Below are 19,756 nucleotides of genomic sequence, written 5' to 3' on the forward strand. Positions count from 1 at the left end.
GTCACAGTCACACCGTGTCGCCAGTATTGACGACCGCTACGCGCCCGAACGCAGCCTGCGGCAGCTGCTACAGGTTGCGTATTGAGGTCAAGCCAGAGAATCACCCCGACGTGCGCTGGCGGGTTCGGCGCTGTCCAGGGCAGCGATCCGCGCAGCGGATTCGCTATCCACCAGGTGCAGCGACTTGCCACGGGTTTCCCGGGTCAAACCGACGGCGACGATGGAGATCAGCGCGGCGCCGACCAGGTACCAGGCGATCGGTGTCGAGCTGTGGTACTTGTTGAGCAGGGTGAGGGCAATCAGCGGCGCCAACGAGCCGGCGAAGATCGGTGCCACCTGGTAGCACAGGGACAACGCGGTGTAGCGCACGTGGGTCGGGAACATTTCGGCCATCAGCGCCGAGTAGGGTGCGTAGGTCATCGACTCGATCGCCAGGCCCAGGGTGATAGCCCCGATGATCAGCCAGTTGTTGCCGGTGTCCATCATCGGGAAGCCGATGAAACCCCAGAACGCGGTGAGGATCGCGCCGGTCAGGTACACCGGTTTACGCCCGACCAGGTCGGACAGATAACCCATCAGCGGGATCATGAAGAAATGCAGCAGGTGCGCGCCGAACATCAGAAACAGAATCTCTGAAGTGTCCTTGTGCACCACCAGTTTCAGGTAGGTAATCGAAAAGGTCACGACGGTGTAGTAAAGGATGTTCTCGGCAAACCGCGCACCGATACCGACCAGCACCGCACGCCAGTGATGACGCAGCACTTCGACCACGCCCAATTGCTGTTGCTTGTTTTGTGCCTGACGGGCCTGGGCTTCCTTGAAGATTGGCGCGTCATCGACGCTGGTGCGAATCCAGTAGCCGATTAGCACCACCACCGCCGAGAACCAGAACGCTACACGCCAGCCCCACGCGAGGAATTGCTCCTCCGACAGGTTCGACGACAACAGCAGCAACGCGACGGTCGCCACCAGGTTACCGGCCGGCACACCGGCTTGCGGCCAGCTGGCCCAGAAGCCTCGGCGATTGTCCGGGCAGTGTTCGGACACCAGCAGAATCGCACCGCCCCATTCACCACCGAAGGCGAAACCCTGGATCAGCCGCAGCAGCACCAGTAACACTGGCGCGGCGTAGCCGATCTGGTCGAAACCGGGCAGGCAACCCATCAGGAACGTGGTGATACCGACCACCACCAGGCTCAATTGCAGCAGGCGTTTGCGGCCGAACTTGTCACCGTAGTGACCGAACACCAAACCACCCAATGGGCGGGCGAGGAAGCCGACGGCATACAGGGCGAAGGCGGCGAGGATGCCATCGATCGGGCTGTCGGTCTGGCGAAAAAACAGCTGGCCGAAGACCAGTGCCGAAGCGGTGCCGTAGAGGAAAAATTCATACCATTCGGCGACGGTGCCGGCCATGGCGGCGGCCACGACACGCTTGAGTCCCGAAGGTGAGGTCGCGCGGGCGGTGCTGTGAGGATTGGGCATGCTGACGTTTCCTGTAGAGGCGCAAAAAACAGGCAGCCGGGCCGGGTCCGCAAGGGACCCGCCCGGCAATCACTCAGAGACCGACGTCTGGCAGTTCCGGACGGTTGGCCAGGGCCTTGGCCATGATCTGCTCGACGAAAACCCGATCGGCTTCCGGCAGGGCCAGGCGTGGCGGACGGGTCAGGGCGCTGCCGCGACCGGCGATGGCTTCGCACAACTTGATGCACTGCACCAGGTCGGCACGGGCGTCGAGGTGCAGGATCGGCATCAGCCATTCGTAGATCGGCATGGCTTCGGCGAAGCGACCGGCCTTGGCCAGGCGGAAGATGGTTTCGCCTTCTTTCGGGAACACGTTGGACATGCCCGAGACCCAGCCTTCGGCACCCACGGCGATGCTTTCCAGCACCACGTCATCGAGGCCGGCGAACAGCACAAAACGGTCGCCGACTTCATTGCGCACGTCGATGAAACGACGGGTGTCGCCGGAGGAATCCTTGAAGCACACCACGTTGTCGCAGTCGGCCAGGGAAATCAGGATGTCCGGGGTGACGTCGTTTTTGTAGATCGGTGGGTTGTTGTAAACCATCAACGGTACGTCGGCGTTCTTGGCCACGTAGCGGTAGTGCTCGGCGGTCTCGAACGGCTTGGAGCCGTAGACCAGCGCCGGCATCAGCATGACCCCGTCGACACCCACCCGGCGCACGGCGTTGGCGACTTTGGCCGCTTGAATGCTGGTGAATTCGGCCACACCGCAGATCACCGGCACGCGGCCGCGGGAAGCGTCGACCGCGACTTCGGTCACGGCGATTTTTTCTTCGGCGGTCAGCGAGGTGTTTTCCCCCACCGAACCGCACACCACCAGGCCCGACACGCCGTCACGGATCACGTTGGAAATCACCTGGTGGGTTTTTTCCAGGTTGATGGTGAAGTCGTCGTTGAATTGAGTGGTCACCGCGGGGAAGACGCCACTCCAGTTAATGCGCTTGCTCATTGTTGCCTCCGGTTCAGTTATTGTATTTCGTATACGATATTGCATGTGAAAAGACTCGGCCAGTGCTTTTTTCAGTTACGAGGGGTTTTTTACTAGCCGTTTGTCAGAGTTTTTTGGTGAGGGTTTGTAAGGTTGTGCTCAGGCCCCAGGCCAGGTGTCAGACAGGCGATAGCCTTGTGGCCACGGATCGCTCGGATCGAGCAGCAATTGATGAGTGCCGGTGATCCAGGCCCTGCCGGAAATGCACGGGTAAATCGCAGGGCGTCCAGCCACTTCCGTCAGCGAATCGATGCGGCAGTGGAACTCGGAACCGATGATCGAACGGCCGATAAAACGCTCGCCGACCTGCATCAATCCCTTCGCCTGCAACACAGCCATGCGCGCCGAGCAGCCGGTGCCGGTCGGTGAACGGTCGATCTTGCCGGGTTGAATCACCACCGCGTTGGCGCCGGTGGCGATGCCGTTTTCATAGACGAGGGGAGCAGCGATCTGGCAGAAGGAAATGTGCGACCACTCGGGATTCAGCGGATGGACGAAGCCCAGTTGCTCATTGGCCGCGCGGGTAATTTTCAGCCCGACCTCGACCAGCTCCGCCGCTTCATCAGGACGAATGGAAAAGCCCAGGCGCTTGGCGTCGGCGATCACAAAACTGTCGCCGCCGTACGCGGTGTCGACCTGCAATGAGCCGACGCCTTCGACTTCGATCCAGGCGTCGAGGCGGTCAGCGAAGGAGGGCACGTTCTTGATTTCCACCCGTTCGACCTTGCCGTCACGGCAGTCGGCCACCGCTTCGATCAACCCGCCCGGCGCTTCGAGCACCAGCCGGGTTTGCGGTTCGGTCATCGGCAGGATGCCGCTGTCGAGCAACACGGTGGCCACGCACAGCGAGTTGGAGCCGGACATCGGCGGAGTGTCGGCCGGTTCCATGATGATCCAGGCCATCTGCGCCCGAGGATCCTTGGCCGGCACCAGCAGGTTGACGTGACGGAACACGCCGCCGCGCGGTTCGTTGAGGACGAAGTTGCGCAGGGTCTGATCCTTGGCAATCCAGCGCGACTGCTCCCACACGGTAGCCCCGGGCGGTGGCGCGACGCCGCCGACGATCACATCGCCGACTTCGCCTTCGGCGTGGCAGCTGACTACATGAATCACTTTCGATGAACGCATTGTCTGCTCCTTGTTTTGTCTGTTAGGGCCTCATCGCGAGCAGGCTCACTCCTACATTGTTCGATATGCACCGCTAACCCTGTGGGAGCGAGCTTGCTCGCGATGGGGCCATTAGTTATTTCACCGATTTCAGAAAGGCCGCAGTTTCCGCATGCACCGGGTTGCCAATGACTTGGTCGGGCGAACCAATCTCATGCACCAGCCCATTGCGAAAGAACGCCACTCGGTCGGACACATCGCGGGCAAAGCGGATTTCATGAGTCACCAGAACCATGGTCATGCCGTCTTCAGCGAGCATGCGCATGGTGTCCAGCACCTCGCCTACCAACTGCGGATCGAGGGCCGAAGTGGCTTCGTCGAACAGCATGTAGTCCGGCGACATGGCCAGGGCGCGGGCGATCGCCATGCGCTGTTGCTGGCCGCCGGAGAGCTTGCCGGGAAAGGCCTTGAGCTTGTCGCCCAGGCCGACGTGAGTCAGTTGCTTGACCGCCAGTTCCTCGGCTTCGGCCTTGCTCTTGCCCAGCACTTTGCGCGGCGCCAGCATCACGTTTTCCAGCACGGTCAGGTGCGGGAACGCGTTCCATTGCTGGAAGACGATGCCGATCTTCTGCCGCAGACGGTTGAGGTCAGTGGCGCTGTGATGGACCTCGACACCGTCGACCCGAATGTTGCCTTTCTGGATCGGCTCCAGGCCGTTGATGCACATCAGCAGGGTCGACTTGCCCGAGCCGGAGCCGCCGATGATCGACACCACCTCGCCCTTGTTCACCGTCAGGTTGACGCCCTTGACCACTTCGAGGTTGCCGAAGGATTTGTGTACGTTGTCGATCTCAATCATTTTCTTGCCACCTTCTTTCCAGACGAGCGCCGAGGCGAGCGACCACCAGGCTCATGACGTAGTAGATGAGGCCCGCGATGCACAGCACCAGCAGCGGTTCCTGAATGCGGGTCACGATGGTTTGCGAGGCGCGCAGCAGTTCGACGATGCCGATCCACATCACCAGCGCGGTGTCTTTCATCACGCTGAGCACCAGGTTCAGCCAGCCGGGAAAGGCTACCCGCGTGGCCATCGGCAGGACGATCCAGCGCAGGTCCTGCAGGAAGCTCAGGCCCAGGGAACGACTGGCCCGGCGCACAGTGAAGGGCACCGACAGCACGCCGCTGCGCACGATCTCGGTGAAGTACGCGGCGGCGTAGACCCCCAGCACAATGCAACCAACGCTGAAGGCGCTGATGTTTAAACCGACGATGCTTTTTAGCGAGTTGAACAACACAAACTGGATCAGCAACGGCACGCTGCGAAACACGTCCAGCACCCAGGCCAGTGGCAGGCTGGCGCGCGGAAACAGCGCCCGCAGCAAGCCGAACAACAGCCCGGCGAAAGAGCCGAGGATGATCGACCAGAACGTGAGTTTCAGAGTGACCCAGGCGCCATCAAGCAAGAACAACAGGTCATTCCAGGAAAAACTGGTGGTCAACATGGTCACCTCCTCAGTAGCGGAACAACCGCCAGGCCATCAGCCGGGCGACGGCGACGATCGCCTTGGCAATCAGGTAATACAGCGCCGCGGCGATGGCGAAGTATTCGAAAGTGCGGAACGTCTTGACGTTGTAATCCTGGGTCACGCCGGTGAGGTCATTGTTCAGCCCGACGATCACCCCCAGCGACGTCATCAAGACCGCCCAGACCATCTGGTTACTCAACGGGTAGAACACGATCCGCAGCAGCTGCGGGACGATGATCATCCGGTAAGCCTGGAAGGCACTCATGCCCAGCGAGCGCGCGGCGCGAACTTGCGTGCCCGGCACAGCCTTGAGGCCGCCGCGAAAGTTTTCCGCCAGGTAACCAGCGTTGTTGAAGGTGATCCCGGCCAGCAGCGCGAACCATGAGCTGACATGCAAATCCAGCGAGCCAAGGCCGAAGTAGAGGACGTAGATCTGGAACAGCGACGGGGTGTTGCGGGCGATCGACACCCAGCCGTTGCCGATGCCGCGCAACAACGGTTGTTTGGTTTCACGCATCACCGTCAGGGCCAGGGCGATCAGCACGCCGAAGATCATCGACAGCGCGGCGGTCTCGAAGGTGACCCAGGCACCGGCGAGCATGTCCGGCAGGGCGCGCAGGGTCGCGCGCCATTGGAAGGTGTAATCAAACATGCGCGGGGCTCTCCAGAGAGGCGGCCGATTGCAGCCAGGCCGGCAAACGACCACTGGCCGTGGCGCTGCAGGCGGCGTCGACACATTCGGCGAGGTTGGCGAAGTGCACCTTGCGGCCCACCAGGCCAGGTGCGTAATGGGCGTACTTGCCCGAGTTGGTCATCAAGGTTTTGGCGGCCAGCGGGATCACCGGCTCACCGAGCATGCACCAGCAGGTATCGGTGACCAGCGTCGCACCGAAGGCTTCGATCACCGCGATATGCCCGGCCTCGCGGGCCTGCTCCAGCACCGCACGACCGCAGGTGATGGCGAGCACCACCTCGGGGTGTTTGTGCCGACCTCGACACAGCCGCGCCAGATGCGCGAATTCGCTGAGGGAGAAATGCGGGTTACCCAGCGAGACCACATCTACCCGGTTGTCGCGGGCGCTGTTGAGCTTGCGCCAGCTGAGCAGCAAATCCTTCAGGCGGATTTTTTCCACCGGCACATCGACATCCGCCTCCAGCACCTGCGTCGGGTCGAGTGCTTCCGGGGTCACCCCGGCGATATGGAACAGCGGTGCGGCGGAGGTGGTGGCGAAAGCCGCACCGAAAGCTTTCAGGTCATCCAGGCTCGGCTTGCTCTGTTCCAGCCCCAGCACCAGCGGAATCCGGCTGCCGGCCAGGGCACCGATGTGGTAACCGAGCAAAGGGTAGAAAGCATCATCCAACTCGCTCAAAACCGGTAATTCGATTTGCAGTTTCGCTTTACGCTGCGCGTCCAGGTGGCAGCCGATCAGGGGCGCGCGGCCGGTCAGGGCGATGCAGATGTCCAGGTAGTCCGGGTATTTCAGGGTGCGTGCGCCGAGCACGCTGTTTGCATACACCACGGCGTTGGATTCGGCCCAGACGATTTGCTCGCCGGCCTTCGGCGCGCTGTCGAGCAGGTAAGGTGCGCAGGTGAAACTCAGCTGTGCACCCATCGCCATGTACGCATCGCCCAAAGCACTGGCCGGCACACCGAGTGCCGGATCAATGCCCAACTCGCGCCAACGGCGTTGGTCGACAGAAATGGAATTGAGGGTGGTCGGCACCCGTACGTTTGCTCCCCACTGCACCAGTTGTTCAGCGAAGCGCAGGCTCGCAGGCCCGGTATAAATGCAGCCGTCGATGTGCGCCTGGGTGACGTCCACCAGATGGCGGGCGCCTTGCAGTTCAGCCATGCGCAGGACGATCTGCATCGCCACTTGGGCGGCTTTGCCATGCTCGCCGTCGAGCAGCGCCTGATCGTGTTCGGTGAGTTCGATAGCGGTGCTTTTTTCTGCCGTCTGCAACGGACTGTCGAGTGCCTGCCAGGCATCGCCCGGCAGGTGTTCGAACACGGTCACCGTTGAGGCTTCGACCCGAGCAAAGACCTTGCCGCGCAAGGCGGCGAAGGCCTCCCGGCCGATGCACAGCACCGGCAGGGAACGCTCGAAAATGGTCTGTGCCACGAGCACGCCCAGGGTCAGGATCTCATCGGGTTCGGCCAGCACCAGTGCGGCCGGCGCATGACCGTTGCTGATCAGTTCCATCAGCACACTGCTGCCGGTGCACGAACCGCGGCCGCTGGGAATCGCCAGCACCCGGCCGGCCAGATGTTCGCCGCTCAGCGGGTGGTGACGGTCGATGACCTCGCCGCTGTACGGGTCGACCCCGCCCCAGAAACTCAGCCCGACATCGGCGAACAGCAAGGCGCCTTGAGCAGCGCCGGCGACCAGGCTGCGACCGGTCAGAGAGGTTGGCCTAGGCATGCCGGACACCTCAGTAATAGACCTTGGGCACGGTCAGGTCGGTGGGTGAAATCTCGGTGCCGACCCATTTGGTGAACAGCTCGTTGTAGCGGCCGCTGCGCACCTGCTGATTGACGAACAGGTTGAGGTAGTTGAGCAAGCCATACTCGTTGCGCTTGGCGCCCAGGGACACGTAGTCGATGGTGTATGGCGCGTTACCGGCGATTTTCAGGTTCTTGTATTTGCCCGATTTGATCGTGGCGGCGGCCACGGTGTTGGTGACCACAGTGGCGTCGATGTGGCCTTGGGCGACGGCCAGCAGTGTGTCGTTCTGCGACTGATAGGCGCGGAAGGTGCCGGTGCCCCAATTCTTCACATCTTTTTCCAGGGCGATGGCTTCATAGGTGCCGCTGGTGTTGCCCAGGGCTTTGCCTTTGATATCGGCGAAGCTGTTGATGCCGGTGTTGTCGCGGGTCAGCACCACCATCTGAAAGGCGAAGTACGGCACGGTGAGGCCGACGGTCTTGGCCCGTTCGAGGGTGTCGGACGTGGACGCGACGATCACGTCGGCACGCCCGGAGACCAGCGCCGGAATTCGATCCGGGAAGGGCGTTTCAACCACTTCGGCGTCGACCCCAAGGATCTTCGCCAGGTCGCGGCAGTAGTCCACGTCGAAACCGGCCGGGTTGTTACCTTCATCGCGAAAACCCATGGGCGGGAAGTCCAGGGTCACGGCGCAACGCAGCTTGCCCGAACCAATAATGTCGTCGAGCTTGTCGGCCTGGGCGGTGGCGATAAAGGAAGTACTGAGAACAGCGCTGAGGGCTACGGCAAATGCGGGGTTTTTCATAGAGGCCTCGTTGTCGGAAAGTGCTGTTGAATATCGTATTGTGAATTTCGTATACGATATGTGATTAGCAATGAGCGTGCCTGTTTCCGAACCGAGGCGAGAATTAATCGCCAAGCCTTGAGTTAAACGTCCTGCAAGATTTTAGGAATAGGGCTTAGGAGAAGAACGCCTCGGTGGGCTGTATCAGGTGGTGTTACAGAAGGGAGCAGTGGGAACGCCGGGCGCCCCTTAAAGGAACACTCGCCCGGGTTCAGCGACGGCTTTCGCGATACTGACTTGGCGCCAGACTGGTCAAGGCACGGAACTGCCGGCTGAAGGCACTGTGATCGGTGTAACCGCAGCGCAGGGCGATCTCGGTGATGGGCAGGTCGGTGTGCAGCAACAGTCGGGAGCCTTCTTCCAGGCGCGCCTTGTGAATCATCTGCCGTGGGGTGAGCTGGAACACCCGTTTGCAGTGGCGCTCCAGTTGCGCCACGGAAAATCCGGCGATCGCGGTCAGTTCGGCGAGGCTGATAGGGCGGGCGAAATGGCTGCGGATATGCGCGTCCACCGCCGCGAGTTTCTGGAACGCCGGATGGCTGGACTGTGGCGTTTGCAGGTCGCGGGAGATGCCGGCCAGGCCGACGATCTGACCTTGCAGGTCGCGCAGCGCGAGTTTGTGGGTCAGGCACCAGACCGGTTGGTTACCGTAATACAGGTGCAGTTCGAGTTGGTCGGCCAGTTCGCGGCCGGTGGACAGCACGCGATGATCCTGTTCGGTGTACAGCGGGCCGAAGCGCTCGGGAAAGACCATGTCAGCGGTGCGCCCGAGCAGCTCGTCACTGTGTTTGAAGCCACAGCGCCGGGCCAGGGTCTGGTTGACGAAGGCGTAGCGGGCCTCGCTGTCCTTGATGAAAAACACCACGTCCGACAGGGTGTCGAGCAGCGCCGCGATCGGCTGCAGACTGCTCAGCAGAGTGGGCAGGTCGCAGGGTTTGAAGGTAGTGAGCGAGGCATACATGGCGCTGGGCGTCTGGAGGCAATGCCCGGGATCATAAAGACTCGGCGACGGACCCGAAAGCCCCGGACCGGCATTCAGGCCGGCGGGGTGTCGTCCAGGCACAACAAAGTCTCGATCCGCGCCGGACTGAAGGGCGGGCGTGGCGCCGAAGGTTGCCAACCGAACAGGTGCTGCAACGCGCCGCCACACACCCGGCCCTGGCAGGCGCCCATGCCGCAGCGACTGGCCAGTTTGGCCTCGCGCCAGTCAGTGTGCCCGGCAAGCGCTATGTAAGGCACGTCTTCGCAACGGCACACCAGGGTGTCGGGTTGTGCCAGCGACTTGAGTTGCGGATCGAGGGTGAAGGCCTTGTTCAGGGCGTTGGCGAAACCCTGCCAGCGTGCACGGCGCGGCCACAATGCTCGGGCCGAATCAAGGTCACCGACAGCGGCGTGGCCAGCGATTGCGCCTTCGACCAACGCCAGTTCACTGCCACCGAAACCGGTGCATTCACCCGCCGCGTAGTGATCGGCGCGGCGAGTGGCCTGCCAGGCATCGACGGCAATCGCCGGGCCATCGAGTTCGCAGCCCAAGGCTAGGCCGAGTTGGGTATTGGGAATCAAACCGAAGCCACAGGCCAGGCGATCACATTCCAGTTCGACGATTTTCCCTTGCTGTTGCAGGCGCACCCCTTCCAGTCGCTCATTGCCCAGGGCGGCCAGTACATGGGTCCCGGTTCGGTAATGGCGGTCGAACAACGTGACCGACTGCATCAGCTTGTTGGGCCAGCGTGGCAGTTGCGCGGCGAAACCTGCGACGGCGGCCGCGCGGGCTTGCTCGGCGATACGCAGGACCTGGGCGCCGTTGTGTTTCGCGGTGGCGGCGCTGGCGAGCAGTAACGGTCCGCTGCCGGCAATCACAATGCGTTCGTCCTGCACCGGCAGGCCGCTCTTGATTAACGCTTGAAGGCCACCCACCCCGGTCACTCCAGGCAGCGTCCAGCCGGGGAAGGGCAGCAATAATTCGCGAGCACCGGTACACAGAATCAGTTTGTCGTAACCAATCAACCAGCCTCGATCGGCGTCTTCGACCAGCAGTTGTTTTGGCCCGGCGCAGGCGATCACCCGAGTGCCGGAGTGGCGGCGAATGTTGCTGCACGCCTCCAGTCGCTGGCGCATCTGACGCGCCGGGTTTGGCAGGTTAGCCTGAGGTCCGTCACGCCAGATTTGCCCGCCCGGCAGCGGGTTGTCATCGAGCAGGACGATGCGCGCACCGCTTGGTGCTGCGGCGAGCGCGGCGGCCATGCCGGCGGGACCGGCACCGATGATCAGCAGGTCGGCATATTCGCTCATGCTTGAGTCTCCACGTGCATGCCATCACGGCACAGCGTCTGGCAGGCCAGGCGCCGGCGACCGTCGATGGTCACCCGGCATTCCTGGCAAATGCCCATGCCGCACAGCGGTGCGCGACGTTGGCCACTGACCGAGGTGCGCGTGCAGCCGTCGCCGCTCAGCGCCAGTGCAGCGGCGACGCTGGTGCCCTCGGCAACCCGCAGGGCACGTCCGTCCAGCATCAATTCAGGCATAAACGGGTTCTCCGAGAAAACGTTGCGGCAGATACGGTTGCGCGGCCAGTGGCGGCGTTTCGTCGAACAGCTGCGCGACCAACAGGTCCGCGGTGCCGGGCGCGGTCGTCACGCCGAGGCCCTCGTGACCGACCGCCAGCCATAAACCTTTGCGTTGCGGGTGCTGACCCACCAGCGGCAAGCCGTCGGGGCTGGCAGCGCGAAAACCGGTCCAGGCGCGGATGCCGTTGAGCTGAGCCAGACCCGGCATGTAGTCGGTGGCACGCCGGAGCATTTTCGCCAGCATCCAACCCTCGACTTGCGGGTCGGTGGTGCCGAATTGTCGCGAGGCGCCGATGAACAATTGCCCGGTTGGCCGAGGCTGAATGTTGCACGCCGTCGATGGGCCAGTGGCGTTGTGGGCGCTGGTGACGTAACCGAGTTCCACCAGGGTGTGGGTGACTTTGCCGGGGTAGCGGTCGGTAATCAGCAAGTGGCCTTTCTTCGGCTCGATCGGCAACTCCGGGCAGAGTTCGTTGGCCTGGATGCCGTTGGCCAGAATCACCGCTTCGGCGCTCAGCCAGTGGCCGTCGTCGAGTCGCACGCGGTTGCCATCGACTTCGCTGACCCGCGCCCGGCGTTGGCTGATGTTCGGTGTGTCGAGCATCCAGTTGGCGGTCGCCGGCGCATACAAAATGCCGTCGCCATTGATCAGCAGTCCGCCTTCCAGGCCCTCGCGCAGTTCCGATTCGCGTTGGTGCAAGGCACCGCGGGAGATCAATTCGCAAGCCACGCCTTGGGCCTGCAAGTTCAGGTATTTGCTGTGGGCGACGGCCATCTCTTCAGCATTGGCCGCCAGCCAGAGGGTGCCATTGCAACGGTAGGCGCAGCCGTCGGGCAGGGCTGGCGCCAGTTCGCGCCAGCGTTGCAGGGAATATTGACTGAGGGCCAGTTCGGCCGGGTTGTCGTCGAGGACCAGCAAGTGGCCCATTCCCGCCGCTGTAGCGCCGGGCAGGCCGGCGTCCAGCACCAGCACGCGCAAGCCGCGCCCCGCCAGCGCCTGGGCACAGGCAGCGCCGATGATGCCGGCGCCGATCACGATCACATCGGCCACCAGGCCCTCGTTCACGGGCGAATGCCCCAGGCGAACGGGTCGTCCTGTTCGATGATCAGGCTGGCTTCGGCGCTGATAAAGGCGCGACCGCGAATGGTCGGCACGATGCGCTCGCCCTGAAGTTCGTAGGAACCTTCGAACTCGCTACCGATGACACTGGCCTGACGCCAGATCTGTCCCGGCTGCAATTTGTCGTCGGCCGCCAGGCACGCCAGTTTGGCACTGGTGCCGGTGCCGCAGGGCGAGCGGTCGTAAGCTTTGCCAGGGCAGAGGACGAAGTTGCGGCTGTCGGCCTGCTCGTCGTCGGCGAACAGCTCGACATGGTCGATCAAGCCGCCGTCTTCGCCGCGAATACCCTGTGCCTCCAGTGCTTGCTGCACGGCGTAGGTGTAGGCGGTCAATGTATCGAGGTTATCGCCAGCAATGCGCAAGCCATGCTTGGCAATCAGGAAAAACCAGTTCCCACCCCAGGCAACATCGCCGGTCACTTGACCGATCCCCGGCACCTGCAGCGACAGCGCTTTGCGGTAACGGTAGGCCGGCACGTTGCGCACGCTCACCGAATGGTCTTCGTGCAGCGTTGCCTGCACCGTGCCCACCGGGGTTTCGATGTTGTGCACCCCGGGGCCGATCTTGCCCAGATGCGCCAGCGAGGCCACCAGGCCGATGGTGCCGTGGCCGCACATGCCGAGGTAACCGCTGTTGTTGAAGAAAATCACGCCGGCACAGGCGCTCGGGTCCACCGGCTCACAGAGCAGGGCGCCGACCAGCACATCGCTGCCTCGGGGTTCGAGCACGCAGGCAGCGCGCCAATGATCATGCTGTTCGGCCAGCCGCTGTCGACGTTCGGCCATGCTGCCGTTGCCCAGGTCAGGAAAACCGGCGGTCACAAGGCGGGTCGGTTCGCCGCCGGTGTGGGAGTCGATCACGGTGATGCGTTTCATGGGATGGCCACGTCCGTTCAGATGAGTGAACGAAAGAGTGGCCTGTGCGGGGGCTTGTCGGCTTGATGGTTTTATCCAGTGCCGATGACGAAATCGGCACAGTACGGCGAGCCGTCAGTGGTGGTGAGGCAGGTGCTCGAACAGGGTCTTGCAGACGCCGGCAATGTGCTCGTCGAGCAACTTCACCGCCAGGTCCACGTCACCGGCGCGACAGGCCGCAAGGATTTCCCGGTGTTCGTGATCGGCGCGCTCCTTGCCGGCCGACAGGCTCATCTGCATGCGCAGGTAGCGCTCCAGTTTGTCGTTGACCGAGCGGATCAGGCCGACCAGAAACGGTCGTTGCGCCGGTTCGTAGAGACAAGCATGCAGTTCCCAGTTGAGCTCGGCCCAGCGTCCCACGTCATCTTCGCCGATGAACTCCTGGCAGATGCGTTCGGCGCGAGCGAAGGTTTCTTCGGTCATGTTGGGAATGGCCAGGCGCAGCACCTTGTCTTCGAGCAGCATGCGCACTTCGAACATCTGCGCCAGTTCTGCATCGGAAACCCGGGTGACCATCGCCCCGCGATTGCGCTGGAACATCACCAGGCCTTCCGCCTCCAGGCGCTTGAGGGCTTCGCGCACCGGAATCTTGCTGACGTTGAACTGGCGGGCGATGTCGTCCTGGCGAATCGGCTCGTCCTCGGCGAAATGCCCGGCGACGATGGCGTCACGCAGATGACGGGTGATGATTTCCGACGTCGAAGGCGAATTGCCAAGGTCGGGAGCGTTGAGTTTAGTCAGGGCCACGGTCGTGATCGTTAGGATGGAATTGCAGATATGGTATACGAATTTTCCCTGGGTGTTCCTGCGTCGATGACCAGGACCTCCGCCACTGCAATATCTTCCCGATCCGAATGCAACTGCTACGCTACGTTCTGGCAGCGCTCGAGTCGTTCATGGCCATCGAGGTGGCGGGCGACAGGCGGTTACCTGCAAGGAGGCAGGCTGTGGTGATCAAGCACATTGGCAATGCAAGTGCAGACATCGTTCCCGAGCCTCTCGCCCGGGAAGAAGTGGAGCGGGTGCTCGCGCTGTTATTGGCCAGCCCGTTGTTCGCCAAGTCCAGGCGGATGGGCAGCCTGCTGCGCTTTCTGGTCGAGCACGACCTTCAGTCCCCGGACATCCCCCTTACCGAGCACGCCATCGGCATCGCGGTGTTTCGCCGTGATCCGGCGGTCTACTGCACCGGCGATGATCCCGTGGTGCGGGTTCAGGTAGGCCGGTTGCGGCGCAAGCTCGCCAGTCATTACGCCACGTTTGGCCAACAGGATCCGGTGCGCCTGAGCATTCCGGCCGGTTGTTATCGGCTGGCGTATCAACGACTCAGACTCAAAGGCATCGCTGTTCGCCATCCTGTCCTGCAACTCCAGCCGTTTACCTGCATCACCCGCGACGGCGACGACTTTACCCAGGGCTTGTGCGAAGAGTTGAGTTGCAGGCTGTTTGAGTCGTTTGAACAGGCGGAAACGCCGGCGAACCATGTGCTGATGAAGGTGCCACGAAGTAGCGTAAAAGCACCGGACCTGGGGCGGGTCAGGCGCGGCAGCTATTCGCTGGAGGGCAGCGTGCGGGTGGAACCGGCCCGCGTCCGGGCCTCGGTACGTTTGATTGATGTCGCTCAGGGGCGAATCCGTTGGTCAGCGCAGTTTGATCGCAATCGACCTTATGGCATTGCCACTCAGGAAGATCTGGCCGAGTCCATCTGCCGGTCGTTGACCGGATATTTCGCCAAGGGTGGCAGCGACGATGCCTGAGGAGCAAGGGCAACGCGAGGTTGCCCCTGAGTATGACGGTTATATCGTTTTCCATTCACCGCCTTCGTAGAGACGAGCTGCATCATTGGTGAAGGTCAGGTCTATTTCGATAGCCTTGGAGCGCGAGGTGCTGAACATGGTGCTGGTCTGCACGTTCTGTTCGAACCACACGAGAATGGTCTCGACAGGGGTCAGAACCGTATTGCCGGTGACCACCTCGTTGACGGCCACGTAGATGGGCGTACTGACCTGATTGCCATCGATGCCGGTGGACAACTGGTTGATCCCCGGGTGAATGGGCGCGTAGTTGTTCACAAACGTGAAGGAAACGTTAGGACCGCCCGTCACTGCCTGGCCCAGCAGGCCGGAGTCGGCGAGTGTCGACGTTTGTCCCAGTCCGATGTTGACGATGTTGGTCGAGACTTTGACTTGCACGTTTTCCTTGAACACGTTGGAGGCGAATAGCTGGTACTGGGGCGTCCAGCTGAATTCATTGTTGCTCAGGTACTTGTCATAGGACTGCCAGACTACGTTGTAGTCTTCGGTACCCACTTTCTTGGCAAAGCACAGCTTGTAGCCGGACTTCTTGAGCTGAGTCAGATCGCCGGCGGCGATCTCGATAGTGACCGTTTTTTGAGTAGCTGCCAGGGTTGACCTCAACACCTTGCCGTAGTCGGCAGGGCTCAGGGCCTTGGTGGCGCCCAGGATCGACTTGACGGCTTCTTGCACGTCATCCTGGAGTTGCTGGCTGTGTTGGCTGACAGCGATTGATTTGCTCATGGTTTCCCTCTTCCTTGGTTGAGTGTTGGGCAATCAATGGGCAGCGGGTTTCCAATCCGGCGGACGGTGCCGATGATGTGTCACGACCCTGTAAGCACATTGATGGCTTTACGGTAGGCGGGTCGCGCAGTGCGGCGAAGTGTCTTGGCGTTACAGTCAGGAGGGTCATTGGCGCCGGTGCAGATCAGGAAGTAACAGCCGGCGTAACGGAGTTGTATCAACGTTCGGGGAGGTTCCAGCTTTCGCGGATTTGCTCATATTCCGCCTCGGGTATTTGAACCAGAAGAGGGGCCTGGCGAGGATCCAGCCAATGGAACAAGCGAGAAATATCCGCTTGATCCATGGCGGTGCAACCCAGCGTCGGGGAGGTGGGACCGCGCCAGATATGGAAGAAAATGCACGAACCCGAGGCGGGGGACGCCGGCGTATTGTGCTCGATGAAAATGCCTTTTCGATACATGTCATCATCGCGACGCATGCGTTCGGAGCTATTCCAGTCTTTCGAAATTGTCGCTCCGTCGACCAGCTCGTTGTAGCGCTCGGAGTGGCTGTCATCCACGCATTCGATGGTCGGGGTCAGCGCCAGGTAAGGCAGTTTGGTGTCGGCCGTGCTGTCGTAGCCAAACGCCGTCCCCAGTTTGAATACCCCGGCAGGTGCTTTGCCATCGCCTTCATGTTTGACCGGACCTTCGCGTTGCTCAACGCTGCTCAGGCCCTTGCCCCACGCCAGCCCGCTCTTGCCGACCACTACCGGAAACGACCCTTCATATTTTCGAAAGGTGTTGCCCTGCCGTTCATAGCGCTGGGCGGTGCCCTGGATGTCAGTCCAGTTTTTTGTGGTGACCACAATCAGCTGATTGGCGGTGTCGAGAGCGTCGCGTGTACCCAGCGGCGTGATGGGGAAGTCCATGACGTTCTTCGGCGAACCTTCCCCGCTGTAGGTGAAGTGCCACCACTCCTTCGAGTACCCGGTAAACCCTTCTTTCTCCATGGCCCTGCTGAGCTTCTGGCGATTGTCCCTGGCGGCAGCGCTGATCGTCGGGTTGTCGGTATGCGCTCGCTCATCGAAGCAATCGAAACCGGTGCCCATATCGAGCGCACCGTCGTGCCAACGCTGGCCATAAGGCGCCGTGCAATCGACTTGCCCGGCTGAAGGCGTCCAGCTATCGGCGGGCAGGGCATCGGGCCCGGTCAGTGTCAGGTCCACGGTTGAGCCTTTGGAGTGGTTCGACACTCGGGCCACGTAACCCAGGCGCCAGAAGTCCTGCTTGTCCACGCGCGGATAGAACTCGGCCTTGCGTGGGTCACCCGGCACCAAAGCGAAACGCCCCATATCGGCAACGGCACGGCTGGGCCGATAACAGTCAAACACCTTCAAACCGTAGCCTTGCGCCCGCAATGCCGTTTGTACCCGAGCGAGGGCCTTGGCGGCGTCCAGCGATAACAGGCACTGCGCCGCGGCGTAACCGTCGAGTGGGTGCCCGGTGAAGTTGTGAGCGCTGGCATAGCGAATGTCTTGCTCGATGCCCGGATCAATCGTACGCAGATACACCATGTTCTCGGGTCGTGTCTCTGCAGCGGCCATGCCGGGCGCGACTATGCTCAGGCACAGAATCCATCGCCGAAGCGAAAACAGTGTCGAGGAGGGCAAAGGCAGGAGGGTGCAGAAAGGAGGCATGCGAGGCTCCAAAGAGGCCGATTCTCAAGCCGGTGACAGTAACATCGCACGACCCGCTGCACCGGGGCCGCTTCTACTTTTTTGCGCAAACCGCAAGCTGATATCATTCAAAAACTTACAAACCGAGTAGAAAAAAATGAATCGTCGTAAAAAAATACAGCAGTTATTAAAGGCTCACGCCAAAAAGGCCAGTGCCAAATTGGCACCGTCAAGCAAGTCTAAATACATTAGTAAAGCTGACCGTTTGAAGCTGGCGGCTGAATCCAGTCAAGACTCAATCATTTCCTCTGAGAGCTGATCGATGTAGCTCACTCAGGCAAATGCAGCTTCTACAAATGCCTCCAGCGCCTTGTCTTCCAGGATCTCGATAGAGAAGTGCCCGAAGCGCTTGGGCAACCAGATGATGCGTGTCCCGGACGGGGATAGCAGGTTCGCGCGGGCCAATGGCTTACCGTTTTCGTCTTCTGGCTGAACACCGGCGACCATCAATTCGTCATAGGCCTTTTCGATGTCCGGTGTCGAGTAGCAGTGGCGATAAATCATCCCCTCGCCCGAGGAGTCCAATAGCTCCTTCAGGTTCCCCGCCAACGGCTGTACAAGCATGAAACGCTCTTGGCCGATCAGCGCAATCGCGTAGCGCACGTGCAGACCACGTCGTTCCCAGACGAGCGTTTTGGAGATCCTGGCTTTAAGTATCTGCGCGTAGTACGCACAGGCTTCTTCGAGGTTCTTGACCAGTACATCGACGTGACTGAACTTCAGTTCCATTGCATGCCTCCTGCCGCACCGGCGTCCTATTGACCCATGGATGAGAAATGGGTCCTGATCTCGAGACAGGTGTTGCCTTAAAAGCCGCTGCGCAACCCAGCGGGAGCAAGCTCCCTCGCCACAGGTTACTCATCTTTAGCGATCAACTTCCAGCCCGTTTATTCAACGCCTCTTCAGCCGCCGCAATTTCAGCCTGACGCTTGACGATCATGTCGCCAATCGGCGGACCCTGGAAGCGTCGGGCTTCAAAACCGAACCAGACGATGGCCGTCAGCACCAGAAAACCGAGGGTGATGTACAGCGCCCAATCGTTCGGCGGCTGGATGCCGATGACGAAAATGATCACCATCGAGAGGATCGAGAGGATGGCAAACACCGAGTACCAGAAGCGCCCCATGTTCCACGGTCCCATGGTTGGCCACTTCGAAGTGCCGTAGGTAAACAGGCCCAGGATGATGGGTATGACGAAGGAGAAGAACAGGAAGATCACCGTGCAGGACACCACGATGGTGTAGACCGGCGTTGCGCCGACCGATATCACCGACGATCCCCAGTCGAACAATACCGCCAGGGTGGCACCGGTCCAGATCGCCGCCACCGGGCTGCGATAGGTAGGCGAAACCGAGGCCAGTGCTTTCGAGCAGGGCAGGCCACCGTCACGGGAGAACGCGAAGATCATGCGTGAAACCGAGGTCACGGTTGCCAGCCCGCAGAGGAACTGCGAGATGAAAATCGCCACGTACAGCGCGAGCTTCACGGTTGGGTTGACCTGTGTGTTCATGGCCCAGAAAAAAACGTTCCAGCCTTGCTTCGCCGCCTCGTCCATGTTCGGCAGCATCAGCACAAACGAACTGAGCATGACCCAGCCGAACAGCAGCGACCAGACCACCGACATGACCATGCCGCGTGGCACCGACATGGCGGCATTCCGGGTCTCTTCCGAGGTGTGCGCAGAGGCGTCATAACCGGTGATGGTATAGATCGGCAACAGCAGGCCGAGCATGAAAATCCAGCCGTTCGAGACCTGTGGCCAGACGCTGCCGCCAGCCTCGCCGGAATAGTTGCTGAAGGTCCATAGCCGGGCGAACTCATAACTGGGTGCAGAGATCAGGCAGACGATGGTCAGCGCGAGCGCCGTGGCGAAGATCAGATAACCCGAGAAGTCGGTGAGCTTCGCGGTCAGGCCGATACCCAGGTGGTTACACAAGGCCTGGAGGCCGGTCAGGATCGCCAGGAAAATCACCCGGGTAGTGGTTGTGTCCTCCATTCCCAGGGCCGGTCCGAAGGCGCCGAAAAAGAAGTAATAGGTACCGACGTTGATCGCGCCGAGCACGGTGACCAGCCCCAGCAAGTTGAACCACGCGGTCAGCCAGCCGGTGAAGCGGTTACCGAGAATCGAACCCCAGTGATAGAGGCCGCCAGCGGTGGGGTAGGCCGAGGAGATCTGCGCCATGGCCATGGCGAAAACCCCGGAGATCAGGCAACCGATCGGCCAGCCGATGCCGATTGACGCACCACCCGCACCTGAGGTGCCCTGGGCGAGTGAGTTGATACCACCCGAGAGGATGCAGATGATCGAAAAGGAAATGGCAAAGTTGGAGAAAACGCCCATCCGTCGTGAGAGCTGCTGGGCATAGCCCATGCTGTGCAGCACCTTGACGTCATCGTCTTGCGGCGCGCTCGTGCCGGGCTGGCTTGCTGGATTCATGTTGTGTGCCCCTTAGGTTTTGATACGC

Annotated in this window: 20 protein-coding genes; 2 read left to right on the forward strand and 18 right to left on the reverse strand. The window is 61.3% G+C overall.

All coding sequences use genetic code 11. The features are described 5' to 3' along the window. Positions 1–87: 87 nt before the first annotated feature. The 14 genes from abaF to AC3IUE_RS13745 form a co-directional block, all read right to left on the reverse strand. The gene (gene abaF / locus AC3IUE_RS13680) at positions 88–1,485 is read right to left on the reverse strand and encodes a fosfomycin efflux MFS transporter AbaF (protein ID WP_489268070.1); all 1,398 of its coding nucleotides are present in this window, start codon (positions 1,483–1,485) and stop codon (positions 88–90) included. Between the two features lie 73 nt (positions 1,486–1,558). Next, complete coding sequence (locus AC3IUE_RS13685; protein ID WP_056745283.1) at positions 1,559–2,476, reverse strand: dihydrodipicolinate synthase family protein; 918 nt, start codon at positions 2,474–2,476, stop codon at positions 1,559–1,561. Positions 2,477–2,614: 138 nt separating this feature from the next. Continuing rightward, positions 2,615–3,643 (reverse strand): trans-3-hydroxy-L-proline dehydratase, encoded by a 1,029-nt coding sequence (locus AC3IUE_RS13690; RefSeq protein WP_076030925.1) that lies wholly within the window; start codon positions 3,641–3,643, stop codon positions 2,615–2,617. A 115-nt stretch (positions 3,644–3,758) separates the two neighbouring features. Then, on the reverse strand, positions 3,759–4,481 hold the full coding sequence (locus tag AC3IUE_RS13695; protein WP_008157200.1) for an amino acid ABC transporter ATP-binding protein: 723 nt from the start codon (positions 4,479–4,481) through the stop codon (positions 3,759–3,761). Further along, complete coding sequence (locus tag AC3IUE_RS13700) at positions 4,474–5,124, reverse strand: amino acid ABC transporter permease (protein WP_056745275.1); 651 nt, start codon at positions 5,122–5,124, stop codon at positions 4,474–4,476. The genes AC3IUE_RS13695 and AC3IUE_RS13700 overlap by 8 nt, the downstream gene beginning before the upstream one ends. Positions 5,125–5,134: 10 nt before the next feature. Next, positions 5,135–5,800: an amino acid ABC transporter permease gene (locus AC3IUE_RS13705; RefSeq protein ID WP_008157202.1), complete on the reverse strand. Its 666-nt coding sequence runs from the start codon at positions 5,798–5,800 to the stop codon at positions 5,135–5,137. Next, on the reverse strand, positions 5,793–7,571 hold the full coding sequence (gene lhpI / locus AC3IUE_RS13710; RefSeq protein WP_489268074.1) for a cis-3-hydroxy-L-proline dehydratase: 1,779 nt from the start codon (positions 7,569–7,571) through the stop codon (positions 5,793–5,795). Before lhpI ends, AC3IUE_RS13705 begins: the two co-directional genes overlap by 8 nt. Before the next feature lie 10 nt (positions 7,572–7,581). Next, positions 7,582–8,400: an ABC transporter substrate-binding protein gene (locus AC3IUE_RS13715; protein ID WP_008157204.1), complete on the reverse strand. Its 819-nt coding sequence runs from the start codon at positions 8,398–8,400 to the stop codon at positions 7,582–7,584. A 250-nt stretch (positions 8,401–8,650) separates the two neighbouring features. After that, positions 8,651–9,400 carry an AraC family transcriptional regulator gene (locus AC3IUE_RS13720; protein WP_489268823.1) on the reverse strand — a complete coding sequence of 250 codons (750 nt, stop codon included), beginning with the start codon at positions 9,398–9,400 and terminating at the stop codon, positions 8,651–8,653. Between the two features lie 74 nt (positions 9,401–9,474). After that, positions 9,475–10,731, reverse strand: a complete 1,257-nt coding sequence (locus AC3IUE_RS13725) for an FAD-dependent oxidoreductase (RefSeq protein ID WP_489268077.1) — start codon at positions 10,729–10,731, stop codon at positions 9,475–9,477. Beyond that, complete coding sequence (locus AC3IUE_RS13730) at positions 10,728–10,964, reverse strand: (2Fe-2S)-binding protein (RefSeq protein WP_008157207.1); 237 nt, start codon at positions 10,962–10,964, stop codon at positions 10,728–10,730. The genes AC3IUE_RS13725 and AC3IUE_RS13730 overlap by 4 nt, the downstream gene beginning before the upstream one ends. Continuing rightward, positions 10,957–12,072: an NAD(P)/FAD-dependent oxidoreductase gene (locus AC3IUE_RS13735; protein ID WP_489268079.1), complete on the reverse strand. Its 1,116-nt coding sequence runs from the start codon at positions 12,070–12,072 to the stop codon at positions 10,957–10,959. Before AC3IUE_RS13735 ends, AC3IUE_RS13730 begins: the two co-directional genes overlap by 8 nt. Next, positions 12,069–13,001, reverse strand: a complete 933-nt coding sequence (locus AC3IUE_RS13740; RefSeq protein WP_489268081.1) for a 4-hydroxyproline epimerase — start codon at positions 12,999–13,001, stop codon at positions 12,069–12,071. The genes AC3IUE_RS13735 and AC3IUE_RS13740 overlap by 4 nt, the downstream gene beginning before the upstream one ends. A 114-nt stretch (positions 13,002–13,115) precedes the next feature. Next, the gene (locus AC3IUE_RS13745; RefSeq protein WP_174553771.1) at positions 13,116–13,787 is read right to left on the reverse strand and encodes a GntR family transcriptional regulator; all 672 of its coding nucleotides are present in this window, start codon (positions 13,785–13,787) and stop codon (positions 13,116–13,118) included. A gap of 200 nt (positions 13,788–13,987) precedes the next feature. Between AC3IUE_RS13745 and AC3IUE_RS13750 the strand changes: the two genes are divergently transcribed. Beyond that, positions 13,988–14,794: a hypothetical protein gene (locus AC3IUE_RS13750; RefSeq protein ID WP_489268825.1), complete on the forward strand. Its 807-nt coding sequence runs from the start codon at positions 13,988–13,990 to the stop codon at positions 14,792–14,794. Between the two features lie 39 nt (positions 14,795–14,833). Here the strand turns inward: AC3IUE_RS13750 and AC3IUE_RS13755 are convergent, their stop codons facing one another. Beyond that, complete coding sequence (locus AC3IUE_RS13755) at positions 14,834–15,574, reverse strand: hypothetical protein (protein WP_056745259.1); 741 nt, start codon at positions 15,572–15,574, stop codon at positions 14,834–14,836. Positions 15,575–15,791: 217 nt separating this feature from the next. Then, positions 15,792–17,129, reverse strand: coding sequence for a M15 family metallopeptidase (locus tag AC3IUE_RS13760; RefSeq protein WP_489268084.1), 1,338 nt, complete (start codon positions 17,127–17,129; stop codon positions 15,792–15,794). A 259-nt stretch (positions 17,130–17,388) separates the two neighbouring features. On the opposite strand from AC3IUE_RS13760, the gene AC3IUE_RS13765 reads away from it, so the two are divergent. Continuing rightward, positions 17,389–17,550, forward strand: coding sequence for a DUF2986 domain-containing protein (locus AC3IUE_RS13765; protein ID WP_080932575.1), 162 nt, complete (start codon positions 17,389–17,391; stop codon positions 17,548–17,550). A gap of 14 nt (positions 17,551–17,564) precedes the next feature. Here AC3IUE_RS13765 and AC3IUE_RS13770 read toward each other — a convergent pair whose 3' ends face one another. Beyond that, on the reverse strand, positions 17,565–18,020 hold the full coding sequence (locus AC3IUE_RS13770) for a VOC family protein (RefSeq protein ID WP_489268086.1): 456 nt from the start codon (positions 18,018–18,020) through the stop codon (positions 17,565–17,567). A 142-nt stretch (positions 18,021–18,162) separates the two neighbouring features. Then, entirely contained in the window at positions 18,163–19,728 is a 1,566-nt protein-coding gene (locus tag AC3IUE_RS13775; RefSeq protein ID WP_489268088.1) for an amino acid permease, read from the reverse strand. Between the last annotated feature and the right edge of the window lie 28 nt (positions 19,729–19,756).

The organism is Pseudomonas sp. GL_093 (genome assembly GCF_057837605.1).

Excerpts from the sequence above, each read along its gene's own strand:
- abaF (WP_489268070.1), bottom strand. The coding sequence starts at position 1,485 with ATGCCCAATCCTCACAGCACCGCCCGCGCGACCTCACCTTCGGGACTC.
- AC3IUE_RS13685 (WP_056745283.1), bottom strand. The coding sequence starts at position 2,476 with ATGAGCAAGCGCATTAACTGGAGTGGCGTCTTCCCCGCGGTGACCACT.
- AC3IUE_RS13690 (WP_076030925.1), bottom strand. The coding sequence starts at position 3,643 with ATGCGTTCATCGAAAGTGATTCATGTAGTCAGCTGCCACGCCGAAGGC.
- AC3IUE_RS13695 (WP_008157200.1), bottom strand. The coding sequence starts at position 4,481 with ATGATTGAGATCGACAACGTACACAAATCCTTCGGCAACCTCGAAGTG.
- AC3IUE_RS13700 (WP_056745275.1), bottom strand. The coding sequence starts at position 5,124 with ATGTTGACCACCAGTTTTTCCTGGAATGACCTGTTGTTCTTGCTTGAT.
- AC3IUE_RS13705 (WP_008157202.1), bottom strand. The coding sequence starts at position 5,800 with ATGTTTGATTACACCTTCCAATGGCGCGCGACCCTGCGCGCCCTGCCG.
- lhpI (WP_489268074.1), bottom strand. The coding sequence starts at position 7,571 with ATGCCTAGGCCAACCTCTCTGACCGGTCGCAGCCTGGTCGCCGGCGCT.
- AC3IUE_RS13715 (WP_008157204.1), bottom strand. The coding sequence starts at position 8,400 with ATGAAAAACCCCGCATTTGCCGTAGCCCTCAGCGCTGTTCTCAGTACT.
- AC3IUE_RS13720 (WP_489268823.1), bottom strand. The coding sequence starts at position 9,400 with ATGTATGCCTCGCTCACTACCTTCAAACCCTGCGACCTGCCCACTCTG.
- AC3IUE_RS13725 (WP_489268077.1), bottom strand. The coding sequence starts at position 10,731 with ATGAGCGAATATGCCGACCTGCTGATCATCGGTGCCGGTCCCGCCGGC.
- AC3IUE_RS13730 (WP_008157207.1), bottom strand. The coding sequence starts at position 10,964 with ATGCCTGAATTGATGCTGGACGGACGTGCCCTGCGGGTTGCCGAGGGC.
- AC3IUE_RS13740 (WP_489268081.1), bottom strand. The coding sequence starts at position 13,001 with ATGAAACGCATCACCGTGATCGACTCCCACACCGGCGGCGAACCGACC.
- AC3IUE_RS13755 (WP_056745259.1), bottom strand. The coding sequence starts at position 15,574 with ATGAGCAAATCAATCGCTGTCAGCCAACACAGCCAGCAACTCCAGGAT.
- AC3IUE_RS13760 (WP_489268084.1), bottom strand. The coding sequence starts at position 17,129 with ATGGTGTATCTGCGTACGATTGATCCGGGCATCGAGCAAGACATTCGC.
- AC3IUE_RS13765 (WP_080932575.1), top strand. The coding sequence starts at position 17,389 with ATGAATCGTCGTAAAAAAATACAGCAGTTATTAAAGGCTCACGCCAAA.
- AC3IUE_RS13770 (WP_489268086.1), bottom strand. The coding sequence starts at position 18,020 with ATGGAACTGAAGTTCAGTCACGTCGATGTACTGGTCAAGAACCTCGAA.
- AC3IUE_RS13775 (WP_489268088.1), bottom strand. The coding sequence starts at position 19,728 with ATGAATCCAGCAAGCCAGCCCGGCACGAGCGCGCCGCAAGACGATGAC.